Annotated in this window: 15 protein-coding genes; 2 read left to right on the forward strand and 13 right to left on the reverse strand. The window is 72.7% G+C overall.

What is annotated here, in order from left to right; translation table 11 throughout:
- Positions 1–85 precede the first annotated feature (85 nt).
- The 11 genes from AMK16_RS15610 to hrcA form a co-directional block, all read right to left on the reverse strand.
- Positions 86–448 (reverse strand): MmcQ/YjbR family DNA-binding protein, encoded by a 363-nt coding sequence (locus AMK16_RS15610; RefSeq protein WP_073914990.1) that lies wholly within the window; start codon positions 446–448, stop codon positions 86–88.
- Complete coding sequence (locus AMK16_RS15615) at positions 445–1749, reverse strand: hemolysin family protein (protein ID WP_073914993.1); 1305 nt, start codon at positions 1747–1749, stop codon at positions 445–447. The genes AMK16_RS15610 and AMK16_RS15615 overlap by 4 nt, the downstream gene beginning before the upstream one ends.
- On the reverse strand, positions 1746–2243 hold the full coding sequence (ybeY, locus tag AMK16_RS15620) for an rRNA maturation RNase YbeY (RefSeq protein ID WP_073914994.1): 498 nt from the start codon (positions 2241–2243) through the stop codon (positions 1746–1748). The genes AMK16_RS15615 and ybeY overlap by 4 nt, the downstream gene beginning before the upstream one ends.
- Positions 2244–2256: 13 nt before the next feature.
- The gene (locus tag AMK16_RS15625; RefSeq protein ID WP_073914997.1) at positions 2257–3297 is read right to left on the reverse strand and encodes a PhoH family protein; all 1041 of its coding nucleotides are present in this window, start codon (positions 3295–3297) and stop codon (positions 2257–2259) included.
- Positions 3298–3440: 143 nt separating this feature from the next.
- Positions 3441–4538 (reverse strand): carbohydrate kinase family protein, encoded by a 1098-nt coding sequence (locus tag AMK16_RS15630; RefSeq protein WP_073914999.1) that lies wholly within the window; start codon positions 4536–4538, stop codon positions 3441–3443.
- A gap of 337 nt (positions 4539–4875) precedes the next feature.
- Entirely contained in the window at positions 4876–5781 is a 906-nt protein-coding gene (locus tag AMK16_RS15635; protein WP_073915001.1) for a ribonuclease Z, read from the reverse strand.
- A 3-nt stretch (positions 5782–5784) separates the two neighbouring features.
- Positions 5785–6144 carry a histidine triad nucleotide-binding protein gene (locus AMK16_RS15640; protein ID WP_073915004.1) on the reverse strand — a complete coding sequence of 120 codons (360 nt, stop codon included), beginning with the start codon at positions 6142–6144 and terminating at the stop codon, positions 5785–5787.
- A 111-nt stretch (positions 6145–6255) separates the two neighbouring features.
- The gene (locus AMK16_RS15645) at positions 6256–6999 is read right to left on the reverse strand and encodes a 16S rRNA (uracil(1498)-N(3))-methyltransferase (RefSeq protein WP_073915005.1); all 744 of its coding nucleotides are present in this window, start codon (positions 6997–6999) and stop codon (positions 6256–6258) included.
- Positions 6996–8087 carry a nitronate monooxygenase gene (locus tag AMK16_RS15650; RefSeq protein ID WP_073915008.1) on the reverse strand — a complete coding sequence of 364 codons (1092 nt, stop codon included), beginning with the start codon at positions 8085–8087 and terminating at the stop codon, positions 6996–6998. Before AMK16_RS15650 ends, AMK16_RS15645 begins: the two co-directional genes overlap by 4 nt.
- A gap of 144 nt (positions 8088–8231) precedes the next feature.
- On the reverse strand, positions 8232–9371 hold the full coding sequence (gene dnaJ, locus AMK16_RS15655) for a molecular chaperone DnaJ (RefSeq protein ID WP_073915009.1): 1140 nt from the start codon (positions 9369–9371) through the stop codon (positions 8232–8234).
- Positions 9372–10388, reverse strand: coding sequence for a heat-inducible transcriptional repressor HrcA (gene hrcA / locus AMK16_RS15660; RefSeq protein ID WP_073915012.1), 1017 nt, complete (start codon positions 10386–10388; stop codon positions 9372–9374). It lies immediately after the preceding gene.
- A gap of 136 nt (positions 10389–10524) precedes the next feature.
- Between hrcA and AMK16_RS15665 the strand changes: the two genes are divergently transcribed.
- Positions 10525–11250 carry an MBL fold metallo-hydrolase gene (locus AMK16_RS15665; RefSeq protein WP_073915014.1) on the forward strand — a complete coding sequence of 242 codons (726 nt, stop codon included), beginning with the start codon at positions 10525–10527 and terminating at the stop codon, positions 11248–11250.
- 28 nt (positions 11251–11278) lie between these two features.
- Positions 11279–12079: a DUF3097 domain-containing protein gene (locus AMK16_RS15670; protein ID WP_073915016.1), complete on the forward strand. Its 801-nt coding sequence runs from the start codon at positions 11279–11281 to the stop codon at positions 12077–12079.
- Positions 12080–12238: 159 nt separating this feature from the next.
- On the opposite strand, the gene hemW is transcribed toward AMK16_RS15670, so the two are convergent.
- Complete coding sequence (gene hemW / locus AMK16_RS15675; protein WP_073915019.1) at positions 12239–13471, reverse strand: radical SAM family heme chaperone HemW; 1233 nt, start codon at positions 13469–13471, stop codon at positions 12239–12241.
- Positions 13472–13643: 172 nt separating this feature from the next.
- Positions 13644–15533 (reverse strand): AMP-dependent synthetase/ligase, encoded by a 1890-nt coding sequence (locus AMK16_RS15680; protein ID WP_073915022.1) that lies wholly within the window; start codon positions 15531–15533, stop codon positions 13644–13646.
- Positions 15534–15690 lie beyond the last annotated feature (157 nt).

The raw sequence follows: 15690 nt of genomic DNA on the forward strand, positions 1-15690 counted from the left end.
GGGGCCGCGGGGCGGCTCCTGCGGGGCGCTGCGGGGGTCACGGCGCCCGGCGGCCGCGATCCGCCGCGTCCGCGCGGACGCCACCTCACGGCCGGTCGAGCCGCAGCCGCTCCGCCCTCGGCAGTCCGGCCACGACCAGGTCGTACGAGTCCTCCACCAGTTCGCGCACCATCCGGTCCGGCAGGCCGTCGGGGCCGCCCGCCGTCACCGTGTTCCAGTGCCGCTTGTTCATGTGGTAGCCGGGCGCGATCGCCGCGTGCTCCGCGCGCAGGCGCACCGCCAGCTCCGGCTCGCACTTGAGGTTGACCTTCAGCGGCTCCGCGTCCAGCGCCGAGAGCGCGAACACCTTGCCGAGCACCTTGAACACCGAGGTCTGGGGGGTGAAGGGGAACTCCTCCACCGCGCCGTTGAAGGCCAGGCAGAACTCCCTGAGCTGCGCCGGGGTCATTGGAGCTCCTCTCCCGCGGCGCCGCCGTATCCGGCCGGCTCCGCCAGGACCGTCACGATCTTGTTGCGCCGGCCGGCCGGGGATTCGGCCGTCAGCCGCAGGGGGCGTCCGTCCGGCAGCTCCACCAGCGCCGAGGCACCCGCGATGGGCACCCGGCCGAGTGCCTTGGCCAGGAGTCCGCCGACCGTCTCCACGTCCTCGTCGTCGAAGGCCTCGACCTTGAACAGCTCGCCGAGGTCGGTGATGTCCAGGCGCGCCGTGACCCGGTAGCGGTCCTCGCCGAGTTCCTCGACCGGGGCGATCTCCCGGTCGTACTCGTCGGTGATCTCCCCGACGATCTCTTCCAGGATGTCCTCGATGGTGACGATGCCGGCCGTGCCGCCGTACTCGTCGATCACGACCGCCACGTGGTTGCGCACCTGCTGCATCTCGCGCAGCAGGTCGCCCGCGTTCTTGGTGTCGGGCACGAACACCGCCGGCCGCATCACCGTGGAGACGAGATCGGACTCCGCTTCCCGGCTGATGTGGGTCTTGCGGACCAGGTCCTTCAGGTAGACGATCCCGACGATGTCGTCCTCGTTCTCCCCGGTCACCGGGATGCGCGAGAAGCCCGACCGCAGCGCCAGCGTCGTCGCCTGGCGGACCGTCTTGTACCGCTCGATGCAGACCAGGTCGGTCCGCGGGACCATCACCTCGCGCACCAGGGTGTCGCCGAGCTCGAAGACCTGGTGCACCATCCGGCGCTCGTCGTCCTCGATCAGCGATTCCTTCTCCGCGAGGTCCACCAGCGCGCGCAGCTCGGCCTCGGAGGCGAAGGGCCCCTTGCGGAAGCCCTTGCCGGGCGTGAGCGCGTTGCCGATGAGGATCAGCAGCTGCGGGACGGGCCCCATCACCCGGGCGAGCGGTACGAGGACGTAGGCGGCCGCCGTCGCGGTGTTCAGGGGGTGCTGACGGCCGATCGTGCGCGGGGACACTCCCACGGCCACGAAGGACACCAGCACCATCACGGCGATGGCCACGAGCAGCGCGGTCCAGTTGTCGCCGAACTCGTCGAGGCAGACGTAGGTGACGAGCACGCCGGCCGCCATCTCACAGGTGACGCGGACCAGCAGCGCCACGTTGAGGTAGCGGGTGGTGTCGGCGGCCACCTGGGCGAGCTTGGCGCTTCCGCGCCGGCCCTCCCTCACGGCCTGCTCGGCGCGGAAGCCCGAGATGCGGGCGAGCCCGGATTCGGCGCAGGCGGCGAACCAGGCCACCACCACCAGCAGGACCGCTCCGGTGATCAGTTGGGGAGCGGTCACGAGACGGTCGGGGCCGGGGACGGGCCGGTCATGCCGCGCTCGGCGCGCCAGCCGTCGACGATGGCCGCCTGGAGTCCGAACATCTCGGCCTTCTCGTCCGGCTCCTCGTGGTCGTAGCCGAGCAGGTGCAGCACTCCGTGAACGGTCAGGAGCTGGAGCTCCTCGTCCATGGAGTGCTGCGTGGGCGCGTCCTCGCCCTGCTTCTTGGCTACCTCGGGGCAGAGCACGATGTCGCCGAGGAGACCCTGGGGCGGCTCCTCGTCGTCCTTCGCCGGCGGACGGAGCTCGTCCATCGGGAAGGACATGACGTCGGTGGGTCCGGGCAGGTCCATCCACTGGATGTGGAGCTGCTCCATCGCCTCCTCGTCGATGACGATGACGGAGAGCTCGGAGAGCGGGTGGATCCGCATCCGGGTGAGCGCGTAGCGGGCGATGTCGAGGATCGCCCGCTCGTCGACCTCTGTTCCGGACTCGTTGTTGACGTCGATCGACATGGTGCGCTGAGTTCTACTTCCGCTGGTGGCCGTTCGGGGCCTGCTGGCTGTCGTCGTACTTCTCGTACGCGTCGACGATACGGCCGACCAGCTTGTGGCGGACGACATCCTCGGACGTGAGCCGCGAGAAGTGGATGTCCGGCACCCCTTCGAGGATCGACTGGACCTGGCGCAGGCCGCTCCTGGTACTGCCGGGCAGGTCGACCTGGGTGACGTCACCGGTGATGACGATCTTCGAGTCGAAGCCCAGCCGGGTCAGGAACATCTTCATCTGCTCGGGGCTGGTGTTCTGCGCCTCGTCGAGGACCACGAAGGCATCGTTGAGGGTGCGGCCGCGCATGTACGCCAGGGGCGCGACCTCGATGGTCCCGGCGGCCATGAGCCGCGGGATCGAATCCGGGTCGATCATGTCGTGCAGCGCGTCGTAGAGCGGGCGCAGGTACGGGTCGATCTTGTCGAAGAGCGTGCCCGGCAGGAAGCCCAGCCGCTCCCCCGCCTCGACCGCGGGCCGGGTCAGGATGATCCGGCTGACCTGCTTGGACTGCAGGGCCTGGACCGCCTTGGCCATGGCGAGGTAGGTCTTGCCGGTACCGGCGGGGCCGATGCCGAAGACGATCGTGTTCTTGTCGATCGCGTCGACGTACCGCTTCTGGTTCAGGGTCTTGGGGCGGATGGTGCGGCCGCGGCTGGAGAGGATGTTCTGGGTGAGCACCTCGGCGGGCGTCTCCTCGGAGCCGCCATTGCCGTTGCCGCTCGCCTTGAGCATGGCGATCGAGCGTTCCACTGCGTCCTCCGTCATCGGCTGCCCGGTGCGGAGCACCAGCATCATCTCGTCGAACAGGCGCTGGATCAGGGCGACTGCCGCCGCGTCCCCGACCGCGCTGACCTGGTTGCCCCGCACGTGGATGTCGGCCTCCGGGAAGGCTTTCTCGATCACGCGCAGCAGGGCGTCACCGGAACCGAGCACCGTCACCATCGGGTGGGTGGCCGGAACGGTGAAGTGGGCTCGCGCCTGACCCGGCGCGGGGATGTGGGCTGTCGGTGTCTGAGTCATGGGCCGGCACTGTGGCCTGCGCATACCTCCTGCTGAGGGGCCGCGCCGATCGACGACCACCGGAGTACCAAGCCTACGTCGCCGCCGACGCTTCCCCGAGGGCTTTTACGCGGGGCGTGCGGTCCGTCACGCCCCGCGACGCGCTACACCGGGTGCCGGAAGCCGATCGTCGGCACGGCCCGGCGGCGCGCCGCCGGACTGGGGCCGGAGGGGAGCAGGTCGTCGAGGAAGCCGTAGCGGCCGCGCAGCTCCCCGGGCGCGGTCCGCCACCAGTGGGACACCTCCGGCCAGCCGGGGGCGGACAGGGAGCCGCCGAACTCCTGCACCGACAGGGCGGCCGTCAGCCCGGCGAAGGCCAGCCGGTCCGCGAGCGGCCAGCCCGCCAGGGTGCCGGTGACGAAGCCCGCCACGTACACGTCCCCCGCCCCCGTGGGATCCAGCGCGTCCACCGTGATCCCCGGGACCTGCGCCGTCTCGCCCGTGCGCCCGTCCACGGCGTACGAGCCCTCCGCGCCCATCGTGACCACGGCGATCGGCACCTTCTCGGCCAGCGCCCGGGCCGCCGCGCGCGGACAGTCCGTGCGCGTGTACCGCATCGCCTCGCCCGCGTTCGGCAGGAACGCCTCGCAGTGGCGCAGGTCCCTCAGGGCGCCCAGGTCCCAGCGCCCGCTCTCGTCCCAGCCGACGTCCGCGAAGACCCGCGAGCCGCGCCGGGCGGCTTCGGCGATCCACTGCTCGCTCCGGCCCTGCCCCAGCGAGGCCACGGCCGCACGGGCCAGCGGCGGGCACTGCGGGAAGGCGCGGGGGCCGGCGGGCGGCGGGGCCTCGTGGCCGTGCGAGACCATGGTGCGCTCGCCCTCGTAGGCCATCGAGACCGTGACGGGGCTGTGCCAGCCGGGGATCGTGCGCGACATGGAGAGATCGATGCCCTCGCCCTGTTCGAGGGCGTCCCAGCAGTACTCGCCGTAGTGGTCGTCGCCGAAGGCCGCGGCCAGCGAGGTGCGCAGGCCCAGGCGGGCCAGGGCGGTCGCCATGTTGGCGACGCCGCCGGGGCTGGAGCCCATGCCCCGCGCCCAGGACTCCGTGCCGCGCACCGGAGCGGAGTCGAGGCCCGTGAAGATGATGTCGAGGAAGACCGTGCCGGTCAGGAAGACGTCGCAGCCCGGTTCCTGGGGGTCGCGCAGCGGACCGAGCGGGTCCAATGCCGCCGAGCGGCTGTCGAAGCTGTCCCGACTGGTCACGGTGTACTCCCCGTTGCTCTCGAAGGGTCGTTTCTGCCGCAGGTTTCGCGGTGGAAAGCTGCCAGCTCTGCCCGCCTGGGCGGGACCGAAACCCAGTGTGTCGCAGATCACCTCCGAAATGCCCTTTCCCGCAACTCCGGCCGCTCGGTGGACAGGGGTCCCGCTCGCTGTGCGACGCCTCTCCCGCACCACCGGGAACGTCCGTGCTCCACCGCACCGGCGGACCGCACGCCGCGGGGACGCCGGCGCCTTCCCGAAGCCCGGCCCGCCCCGGCCCGGTGGCAGCACCGGTCCGGCCGCCGCAGCACCGGTCCGGCCGCCGCAGGGGCGGTCCGGCTCAGGCGCGCTTGGGCAGCGGGATCCGGACCAGGTCCGCGGCGACGGTGAGTTCGCCCTCGAAGCCGGCCGCGCGGGCCTGGCGTTCGAACGCGGAGGGGTCCGTGTAGCGCTGCGAGAAGTGCGTCAGCACCAGGTGCCGCACGCCGGCGTCCCGCGCGACCCGGCCCGCCTGCCCGGCCGTGAGGTGCCCGTGGTCGGTGGCGAGGGCGGCGTCCTCGTCGAGGAAGGTCGATTCGATCACCAGCATGTCGCAGCCCTCGGCGAGCGCGTCCACGCCCTCGCAGAGCCGGGTGTCCATGACGAACGCGAACCGCTGCCCGGGCTTCGGTTCGCTGACCTCCTCCAGCGTGATCCCGTCCAGCCGTCCCTCGCGCTGGATCCGGCCCACGTCCGGCCCCTTGATCCCGTGCCGCGCCAGCAGCCGGGGCACCATGCGGCGCCCGTCGGGCTCGGTGAGCCGGTAGCCGAAGGACTCCACCGGGTGCGAGAGGCGCCGGGCGTCCAGGACGTAGGAGGCCGCGCGCGCGAGGGTCCCGTCCGCGGCCACCGGCTCCTCGGCCAGCCGCACCGTCTCGCGGTAGGCCGTGGCGTACCGCAGCCGGTCGAAGAACTTCTGCCCCGAGGCCGGGTAGTGCGCCGTGACGGGGTGCGGGACCCCGTCGAGGTTGATCCGCTGGATCACCCCGGCCAGCCCGAGGCTGTGGTCACCGTGGAAGTGCGTGACGCAGATCCGGTTGATGTCGTGCGCGGCCACCCCGGCGTGCAGCATCTGGCGCTGCGTGCCCTCGCCCGGATCGAAGAGGATGCCCTCGCCGTCCCAGCGCAGCAGGTAGCCGTTGTGGTTGCGGTGGCGCGTGGGCACCTGGCTGGCGGTGCCCAGCACCACGAATTCGCGTACGGACACGGTCTAGCCGGGGGGCCACTGGAGGCCGCGGCCTCCGATCACGTGCGCGTGGGCGTGGAAGACGGTCTGGCCGGCGCCGGCGCCGGTGTTGAAGACGATCCGGTAGCCGGGCTCGACGATCTCCTCGTCGGCGGCGATCTGCCCGGCCTCGCGCAGCACGTCGGCCGCGACGGCCGGTTCGGCCGCGGCCAGCGAGGCCGCGTCGGGGTAGTGCACCTTGGGGATGACGAGCACGTGGGTCGGCGCCTGCGGGTTGATGTCCCGGAAGGCGACGGTGTTCCCGGTCTCCCGGACCACGGTCGCCGGGATCTGCCCCGCGACGATCTTGCAGAACAGGCAGTCGGCCTGCGGTTCCCCGGCCATCGCTTCGCCTCCGTGTCGTTGATCGGTCCGGGCATCGTATCCCCGGACCGGGGGCGGCACTGCGGGCAGGCCGCGCCGCCCAAGCGGCGCGGTCCGCGGGGACGTTGCGCCCTACGCCCAGCGCCCGGTGCGGGCGAGCAGGACCGCCGTCGCGGCGGTGCCGGCCGTGGAGGTCCGCAGGACGGAGCGGCCGAGGCGGTAGGGGCGGGCGCCGGCTCCGGCGAAGACGGCCAGTTCCTCGGGCGAGACGCCGCCCTCGGGGCCGACCACCAGCACGATGGACCCGGCGGCCGGCAGCTCGGCCGTGGCCAGTGCCTCGGAGGGGGCGTCGCGGTCCTCGTGGAGGACCATCGCCAGGTCGGCGCCGGCCAGCAGCGCCGCCACCTGCTTGGTGGACATGGCCTCGGCCACCTCCGGGAAGCTGACCCGGCGGGACTGCTTGCCCGCCTCCCGGGCGGTGGCCCGCCACTTGGCCAGGGACTTCGCCCCGCGGTCGCCGCGCCACTGCGTGATGCAGCGCGAGGCCTGCCACGGCACGATCGCGTCCACGCCCGTCTCGGTCATGGTCTCGACGGCCAGCTCGCCGCGGTCCCCCTTGGGCAGGGCCTGGACGACCGTGACGCGGACCGGCGGCTGCGGTTCCCGCCCGGCCGAGGACACCGCCACGACCAGCCGGTCCTTGCCCTCGGCGGCCTTCACGACGGCCTCGGCCCAGCCGCCCCGGCCGTCGGTGAGGACCACCGCTTCGCCTGGGGTCAGCCGCTTCACCGACACCGCGTGCCGGCCCTCGGGCCCGTCCAGGACGAATTCCGCGCCCGTGGGGACCTCCTCGACCACGAACACTGGGGCCGTCATGACGCACTCCTCATCTGCGTTGTCGTCAACGCGCTGCGTGCCGCGGCCAGTTCGGCCGCCAGCACCTCCACAAGCTGTCCCGCCGGCAGCGGCCGCGCCAGCCGGTGGCCCTGGCCGGCCCACAAGGCCATGCCCTGCGGGTCCCCGGCGGCGGCCGCCGCCTTGCGCAGCCCGGAGGTGATGTGGTGGATCTGCGGGTAGGCGGCGGGCGCGTACGGCCCGTGTTCGCGCACGAACCGGTTCACCAGGCCGCGCGCCGGCCGGCCGGAGAAGGCCCGGGTGAGCTCGGTCCGCACGAACAGGGGATCCGTCAGCGCCTTCTTGTGCAGCGGGTGCGCCCCGGATTCCGGACACGCCAGGAAGGCCGTCCCGAGCTGGGCGGCCTCGGCGCCCGCCGCCAGCAGCGCGGCGATCTGCGAGCCCCGCATCACACCGCCCGCCGCGATGATCGGCAGGGCCACGGCTTCCCGTACCTGTGTCACCAGCGCGAGCACGCCGACCGCGGCCGTGCCGTCGGCCTGCGGGTCGTCCCGGTGGGTGCCCTGGTGGCCGCCGGCCTCCGCGCCCTGGACGCAGACGGCGTCGGCGCCCGCCTCCTGCGCGGCGCGCGCCTCGTCCACGGAGGTCACGGTGACGACGGTGCGGGTACCGGCCCGGCGCAGCGCGGCGAGGGCGGACGGGACGGGGCAGCCGAAGGTGAAGGAGACCACCGGAACGGGGTCCTCCAGGAGGATGGCGAGCTTGGCGTCGTAGCCGTCGTCGCAGGTGCCGATGATGTCCTCGGCGGCGAGGGAGACGCCGTACCAGCCGGCCTCGCCCGCCAGGTGTCCCCGGTACGTCTCGACGGCCGCCGGGTCGACGTAACCGGTCTGCGGCAGGAAGAGGTTCACGCCGAAGGGGCGCCGGGTGAGCGCGCGCACCTGCTTGATCTCCTGGTACATGCCGTCGGCGGTCTTGTAGCCGCCGGCCAGGTAGCCCACCCCGCCCGCCTCGCACACGGCGGCGGCGAGCGGCGGACAGGAAGCTCCGCCCGCCATGGGGGCCTGCACGATCGGGTGGGGGGAGTGACCGTTCGGTGCCAAGGACATGCATTGCATCGTGCCATGTCCCGCTCAGGGGACCGAATCACTGCATTCGCCCGGCACGGTCCGCTCCCCGCGGGCCCGGCAGGGACGCGAAGGACCCGGCCGCAGACGTGCCCGGCCGGGCCCTTCGAACGGTGTCGCAGGCGGTCAGCGACCGTTGAAGGCATCCTTCAGGCGGCTGAACAGGCCCTGCTGCCCGGGTGCGAACTGGCCGGTCGGCCGCTCCTCGCCGCGCAGCTTCGCCAGCTGGCGCAGCAGTTCCTCCTGCTGGGCGTCCAGCTTGCTCGGGGTGGTGACCTCGACGTGCACGATGAGGTCGCCGCGGCCGCCGCCCCGCAGGTGGGTGACGCCGCGCCCGTGCAGCGGGATCGCCTGCCCGGACTGGGTGCCGGGCCGGATGTCGATCTCCTCCAGACCGTCCAGCGTCTCCAGCGGGCACTTGGTGCCCAGCGAGGCCGCCGTCATCGGGATGGTGACCGTGCAGTGCAGGTCGTCCCCGCGCCGCTGGAAGGTCGGGTGCGGCAGCTCGTGGATCTCCACGTACAGGTCGCCGGCGGGGCCGCCGCCGGGGCCGACCTCGCCCTCGCCCGCGAGCTGGATGCGGGTGCCGTTCTCCACGCCGGCCGGGATCTTGACCGTCAGGCTGCGGCGGGAACGGACCCGGCCGTCGCCCGCGCACTCGGGGCACGGGGTCGGGACCACGGTGCCGAAGCCCTGGCACTGCGGGCAGGGGCGCGAGGTCATGACCTGGCCCAGGAAGGACCGGGTGACCTGCGAGACCTCACCGCGCCCGCGGCACATGTCACACGTCTGCGCCGAGGTGCCGGGGGCCGCGCCCTCGCCGGAGCAGGTGGTGCAGACGACGGCCGTGTCGACCTGGATGTCCTTGGTGGTCCCGAAGGCCGCCTCGTCCAGCTCCAGGTCCAGCCGGATCATGGCGTCCTGGCCGCGCCGGGTCCGCGAGCGCGGGCCGCGCTGCGAGGCCTGGCCGAAGAAGGCGTCCATGATGTCGGAGAAGTTGCCGAAGCCACCCGCTCCGAAGCCGCCCGCCCCGCCGCCACCGCCCGAGGAGGACAGCGGATCGCCGCCGAGGTCGAAGACCTGCTTCTTCTGCGGGTCCGAGAGCACCTCGTAGGCCGCGTTGATCTCCTTGAAGCGCTCCTGCGTCTTCGGATCCGGATTCACATCCGGGTGGAGTTCACGCGCGAGGCGCCGGAATGCCTTCTTGATCTCGTCCTGCGATGCGTCGCGGCGCACGCCGAGAACGGCGTAGTAGTCCGTGGCCACTTACGACTCCGCCAGGATCTGTCCGACGTAACGTGCCACTGCGCGTACCGCTCCCATCGTTCCGGGGTAGTCCATGCGGGTCGGTCCGACCACGCCGAGTTTGGCGACGGTTTCGCCGCCCGAACCGTAACCGACCGAGACGACGGACGTGGAGTTCAGTCCCTCGTAGGCATTCTCATGCCCGATCTTCACGGCCATTCCCGACTCACCGGCCTCGCCCAGCAGCTTGAGGAGCACGACCTGCTCCTCCAGCGCCTCCAGCACCGGCCTGATCGTCAGGGGAAAATCGTGTCCGAAGCGGGTGAGATTGGCGGTTCCGCCGATCATCAGCCGCTCTTCGGCTTCCTCGACCAGGGTTTCGAGGAGCGTGCCGAGCACGGTGGAGACCGTGGCACGGTCCTCGGCCTCGAAGGATTCGGGCAGGTCCTGGACGAGCGGGGGCACATCGGTGAAGCGGCGGCCGACCACCCGGCTGTTGAGCCGGGCACGCAGGTCCGCGAGCGAGGCCTCACCGAAGGGGCCGGGGCAGTCGATCAGCCGCTGTTCGACGCGGCCGGTATCCGTGATCAGTACGAGCATCAGGCGCGCGGGGGCGAGCGAGAGCAGCTCCACGTGCCGGACGGTCGAGCGGGTCAGGCTCGGGTACTGGACGACGGCGACCTGCCGGGTGAGCTGCGCGAGCAGCCGCACCGTGCGGCCGACGACGTCGTCGAGGTCGACGGCGCCGTCGAGGAAGTTCTGGATGGCCCGGCGCTCGGGCGTCGACAGCGGTTTGACCCCCGCCAGCTTGTCGACGAAGAGGCGGTAGCCCTTGTCGGTGGGGATCCGTCCGGCGCTGGTGTGGGGCTGCGCGATGTAGCCCTCGTCCTCCAGCACGGCCATGTCGTTGCGCACGGTGGCGGGCGAGACGCCGAGGCGGTGCCGCTCGGTGAGCGCCTTGGAGCCGACCGGCTCCTCCGTCCCGACGTAGTCCTGGACGATGGCGCGCAGCACTTCGAGTCTGCGTTCGCTGAGCATCGCGCACACCTCCAGCCGTGGTCCGTTGCCGTGCCCGTTGGCACTCTGGGCGTTCGAGTGCCAGGGAACCCCCGCCCAGTGTACGGCCGGGTGGTCGGACCATGGCAAGGGAGGGCCGTCACGGTAGCGTCGCGGCATGGACGTGCGCTGGGAAGAGGCGGGCTGGGAGCGGTTGACCGGGCGGAGCGGCCGGCGGCGGCTGCCGGTGTGGGACTGCACGGTGGGGCTGGTGGTGGGGGACGAGTCCGTCCTCCTCGTCGACCCGGGTTCGTGCCTGCGGGAGGGCGCCGTGCTGCGCGGCGAGGCGGAGCGGCTGACGGGCCGGCGCGTGACCCATATCGCATTCACGCACGGACATTTCGACCACGTCCTGGGTGCGGCCGCCTTCGCGGGGGCCGAGGTGTACGGGGCGGTCGGGCTGGACTCCCTGCTCTCGGTCGGCCGGGAGGCGCTGCGGCTGTCGGCGGTGCACCACGGCATGGCGCAGGAGGAGGCGGCGCGGGCCGTGGAGCTGCTGGTGCTCCCCCGCCACCCGGTGTCGGGGGAGCTGACCCTGGAGCTGGGCGGGGTGCAGGTGCTCCTGGCCAATGTGGGGCCGGGGCACACGGGGCACGACCTGGCGGTCTTCGTGCCGGGCGAGCGGGAGGTCGTCTTCTGCGGGGACCTCGTGGAGGAGTCCGGCGAACCGCAGGCGGGGCGGGACGCGGTCCCGGCGCGGTGGCCGGCGGCGCTGGACCGGCTGCTGTCGCTGGGCGGGGAGGACGCACTGTACGTGCCGGGTCACGGAGCGGTGGTGGGCGCGGACTTCGTGCGTGCGCAACGCGCCACACTGGCGGCCCGTTTCGGCGTGTCGGAGGCGTGAAGGGCGCGGCTCTCCTACTGTCGGCCGGATGCGCGAGTACTCCCCCGACCTGACCCCGCAGTGGAAGCGCCCCCGGGCCGTACCGGAGGTGGCGGCCGAACCCGACCTGGTGGTCGAGGTGGCCGGGACGGACTTCTGCGGCGCGGTGGTGGCGTGCGAGGCGGGCACGGTGACCCTGGAGGACCGGTTCGGCAAGCGCCGGGTGTTCCCGATGGAGGCCCGGGGGTTCCTGCTGGACGGGGCGGTGGTCACCCTGGTCCGTCCGTCGCGGGCCCCGGCCGCCCCCGCGCGGACCGCGTCCGGGTCGATCGCCGTGCCGGGGGCGCGTGCCCGGGTGGCGCGGGCGGGCCGGATCTACGTGGAGGGCCGCCACGACGCCGAGCTGGTGGAGCGGGTCTGGGGTGACGACCTGCGGATCGAGGGCGTCGTGGTGGAGTACCTGGAGGGCATCGACGACCTCCCGGCCATCGTGGCCGAGTTCGCTCCGGCCCCTGACGCCCGGCTGGGAATCCTGGTCGACCACCTGGTGCCGGGATCGAAGGAGTCCCGCATCGCGGCGTCGGTGACCTCGCCGGACGTCCTGGTGGTGGGTCATCCGTACGTGGACGTCTGGCAGGCGGTGAAACCGTCCGCGCTGGGCATCGCCGCGTGGCCGGTGATCCCGCCCGGCCAGGACTGGAAGACGGGCGTCTGCCGGTCCCTGGGCTGGCCGGAGAACACCGGGGCCGCCTGGCAGCACATCCTGTCCAGAGTGACCTCGTACCGCGACCTGGAGCCGGTCCTGCTGGGCCGCGTCGAGGAGCTGATCGACTTCGTGACCGCGCCGTGAGCGGCCGCCGGCCGTGGCGCGGCGTCCTTGGCCACCCTGCCCTGTAGTCCGGCGGGTGGGGCGTCCTTCGTCGCACGGCGGCCGCGACGGCCGCAGCGGCCCGGTCGCACTGCGGACGCCGGCAGCGGCCCGGTCGGTCCGCCGGGCGGCAGCGGCCGCTCAGTCCACCAGGTCCCGGACCACGGCGTCGGCCAGCAGCCTGCCCCGCAGGGTCAGCACGGCGCGCCCGGCCCCGTACGGCTCCTGTGCCAGCAGGCCGTCCGCCAGGGCCCGGCGGGAGGCCGCCAGCCCGGCCGGCGCGAGCAGCGACAGCGGGACCCCGTCGACCAGCCGCAGCTCCAGCAGGATGCGCTCCACCCGCCGGTCCTCCTCGGACAGCAGCTCGCGCCCCGCTCCGGGCGAGCGGCCCCCGGCCAGCGCCGCCGCGTAGGCGCCGGGGTGCTTGACGTTCCACCACCGGACCCCGCCCACGTGCGAGTGCGCGCCCGGGCCGGCGCCCCACCAGTCGGCGCCGCGCCAGTACAGCTCGTTGTGCAGGCACCGCCCGGCCCGTGAAGTGGCCCAGTTCGAGACCTCGTACCAGTCGTACCCGGCCTGCGCCATGACCTCGTCGGCGATCAGGTAGCGGTCGGCGTGCACGTCGTCGTCCGTCATGGGGACCTCGCCCCGGCGGATGCGCCGTGCCAGCTGGGTGCCCTCCTCCACGATCAGCGCGTAGGCCGAGATGTGGTCGGGGCCGGCCCCCAGCGCGGCCGCGAGGGTGGCGCGCCAGTCCTCGTCCGACTCCCCGGGCGTGCCGTAGATCAGGTCCAGGTTGACGTGCTCGAAGCCGGCCGCGCGTGCTTCCGCGACGCACGCCTCGGGGCGGCCGGGCGTGTGCGTGCGGTCCAGCACCTTCAGGACGTGCTGCTTCGCGCTCTGCATGCCGAAGGAGACCCGGTTGAAGCCCCCGGCCCGCAGCTCCGCCAGGTACCGCGGGTCGACCGACTCGGGATTCGCCTCGGTGGTGATCTCGGCGTCCTCGGCCAGGCCGAACTCGTCGCGGATGGCCGCGAGCATGCGGACGAGGTCGGCGGCGGGCAGCAGCGTCGGCGTGCCGCCGCCGACGAAGACGGTCCGGACGGCGCGCGGGTCGTCCCCGAGGACCTTGCGCGCGAGGCGGACCTCGTCGATCAGGGTGTCGGCGTAGTTCTCCCGCGAGGCGAGCACACCGCCGGTACCCCGCAGCTCGGTGGCCGTGTAGGTGTTGAAGTCGCAGTACCCGCAGCGCGTGGCGCAGTACGGGACGTGCAGGTAGAAGCCGAGCGGCCGCTCCCCGGCACCCGCCAGGGCGTGCGCCGGCAGCGAGCCGTCTTCGGGCATGGGTTCACCGTCGGGCAGGGCGGAAGGCATAGCCCCATTGTCCCGCACCGCCCGCCCCCGCCCCCACCACGGGCCGGCGCGGCGCAACGAGACCCCCGGACCGGGCCGGGTGGGGGCCCCGCCCGGCGCGCCGGCCCGTACTGCCGGTACCGCCCGTACTGCCGGTACCGCCCGTACTGCCGGTGCCGCCCGCCGCGAGGCGTCAGGCTTCGCGCGCGCCCTCGTACATCTCGTCGATCAGGTACTTGAACTCCCGCTCGACGACCGGCCGCTTCAGCTTGAGGCTGGGCGTCAGGTCGCCGTGCTCCACGTCCAGGTCCCGCGGCAGCAGCCGGAACTTCTTGACCGTCTGCCAGCGCTGCAGCCCCTCGTTCAGGGTCTGTACGTACGTCTCGATCAGGCGGACGGTCTCCGGCGCGGCCACCACCTGCGCGTACGTCTTGCCCTCCAGCCCGTTCTCGGCGGCCCAGCCCAGGATCGCGGGCTCGTCGAGCGCGATCAGGGCCGAGCAGAAGTTCCGGTCGGCGCCGTGCACGACGATCGTCGACACGTACGGGCAGATCGCCTTGAACTGGCCCTCGACCTCGGCCGGGGCGACGTACTTGCCGCCCGAGGTCTTGATCAGGTCCTTCTTGCGGTCGGTGATGCGCAGGTAGCCGTCGGCCGACAGCTCGCCGATGTCGCCCGTGTGCAGCCAGCCGTCGGACTCCAGGACCTCGGCGGTCTTCTCCGGCTGCCCGTGGTAGCCCTGCATGATGCCGGGCCCGCGCAGCAGGACCTCGCCGTCGTCGGCGATGCGGACCTCGGTACCGGGGAGCGGCTTGCCGACCGTGCCGGTGCGGTAGGCCTCGCCCGGGTTGACGAAGGAGGCCGCGCTGGATTCGGTCAGGCCGTAGCCCTCCAGGATGTGGATGCCCGCGCCGGAGAAGAAGTAGCCGATCTCGGGCGCCAGCGCGGAGGCGCCGGAGACGGCGGCGCGCAGGTTCCCGCCGAAGGCGTCGCGCAGCTTGGAGAAGACGAGCGCGTCGGCGACCTTGTGCTTGGTGGCGAGGCCGAAGGGGGCGGTGGCCTGGCCGGTGCGGCGGAAGTTGTCCTGGGTGACCTTGGCGTACTCGCGGGCGACGCCGACCGACCACTGGAAGATCTTGTACTTGGCGCCGCCGCCGGCCCGGGCCTTGGCGGCCACGCCGTTGTAGACCTTCTCGAAGATGCGCGGGACGGCGGCCATGTAGGTCGGCTGCACGATCGGCAGGTTCTCGATGATCTTGTCGATCCGGCCGTCGACGGCGGTCACGTGTCCGACCTCGATCTGCCCGGAGGTCAGCACCTTGCCGAAGACGTGGGCCAGCGGCAGCCACAGGTACTGGACGTCGTCCTTGGTGATCAGGCCGGTGGCGACGGTCGCCTTGGCCATGTACGACCAGTTGTCGTGCGGCAGCCGCACGCCCTTGGGGCGGCCGGTGGTGCCGGAGGTGTAGATGAGGGTGGCGAGCTGGTCCGCCGTGATGGCGCCGATCCGCTCCTTGACCGCCTCGGGGTGCTGGGCGAGGTACTCCTTGCCGCGCGCCTCCAGGTCCGCGAGGGAGAGCACCCAGCCCTCGGGATCGCCCTCCGCGGCCAGCGCGTCCGCGGCCTCGATGACCACCACGTGCGCGAGGTTCGGCAGGTCGGCGCGGCGCTCGCGCGCCTTCGCCAGCTGCTTGCCGTCCTCGGCGATGAGCACGCGGCTCTCGGAGTCCGCGAGGATGTACGCGGACTCCTCCGCGTTGGTGCTCGGGTAGATGGTGGTGACGGCGCCGCCGGCACACATCACGCCGAGGTCGGTGAGGATCCACTCGACGCGGGTGTTGGAGGCGAGCGCGACGCGCTCCTCCGACCGCAGGCCGAGGCCGATCAGGCCGGCGGCGACGGCGAAGACCCGCTCGGCCGCCTGGCCCCAGCTGAGCGACTTCCAGTCGTCGGGGCCCTGGCCGTCGGCGGCGGGCACCGGGAACCTGTACGCCTCCGCATGGGGCGTGGCGGCCACGCGCTCAAGGAAGAGGGCCGCCACGGTGGGCGGGCGCTTCTCGATCAAGGTCTGTGTGTCGCTCACGACATCCTCCGGACCGGTCCACGCGGCAGTGCGTGGGGGTGGAGCGCTGGGGGGCGCTTGGGACTGGCGGGTTTGCAGCCGTCGATCTTTTTTAAACTGGCGAGTAACCATCGAGCAGTGATCAGACTAGAGGCCGTCCGGCGCCTGCGTAAGGGCC

The sequence above is a fragment of the Streptomyces sp. CB00455 genome (genome assembly GCF_001905445.1).
Taxonomy (GTDB): Bacteria; Actinomycetota; Actinomycetes; order Streptomycetales; family Streptomycetaceae; genus Streptomyces.

Coding starts and splice junctions, on each gene's coding strand:
- AMK16_RS15610 (WP_073914990.1), bottom strand. CDS start 448: ATGACCCCGGCGCAGCTCAGGGAGTTCTGCCTGGCCTTCAACGGCGCG.
- ybeY (WP_073914994.1), bottom strand. CDS start 2,243: ATGTCGATCGACGTCAACAACGAGTCCGGAACAGAGGTCGACGAGCGG.
- AMK16_RS15625 (WP_073914997.1), bottom strand. CDS start 3,297: ATGACTCAGACACCGACAGCCCACATCCCCGCGCCGGGTCAGGCGCGA.
- AMK16_RS15640 (WP_073915004.1), bottom strand. CDS start 6,144: ATGGCCGGGGAACCGCAGGCCGACTGCCTGTTCTGCAAGATCGTCGCG.
- AMK16_RS15645 (WP_073915005.1), bottom strand. CDS start 6,999: ATGACGGCCCCAGTGTTCGTGGTCGAGGAGGTCCCCACGGGCGCGGAA.
- AMK16_RS15650 (WP_073915008.1), bottom strand. CDS start 8,087: ATGTCCTTGGCACCGAACGGTCACTCCCCCCACCCGATCGTGCAGGCC.
- hrcA (WP_073915012.1), bottom strand. CDS start 10,388: ATGCTCAGCGAACGCAGACTCGAAGTGCTGCGCGCCATCGTCCAGGAC.
- AMK16_RS15665 (WP_073915014.1), top strand. CDS start 10,525: ATGGACGTGCGCTGGGAAGAGGCGGGCTGGGAGCGGTTGACCGGGCGG.
- AMK16_RS15670 (WP_073915016.1), top strand. CDS start 11,279: ATGCGCGAGTACTCCCCCGACCTGACCCCGCAGTGGAAGCGCCCCCGG.
- hemW (WP_073915019.1), bottom strand. CDS start 13,471: ATGCCTTCCGCCCTGCCCGACGGTGAACCCATGCCCGAAGACGGCTCG.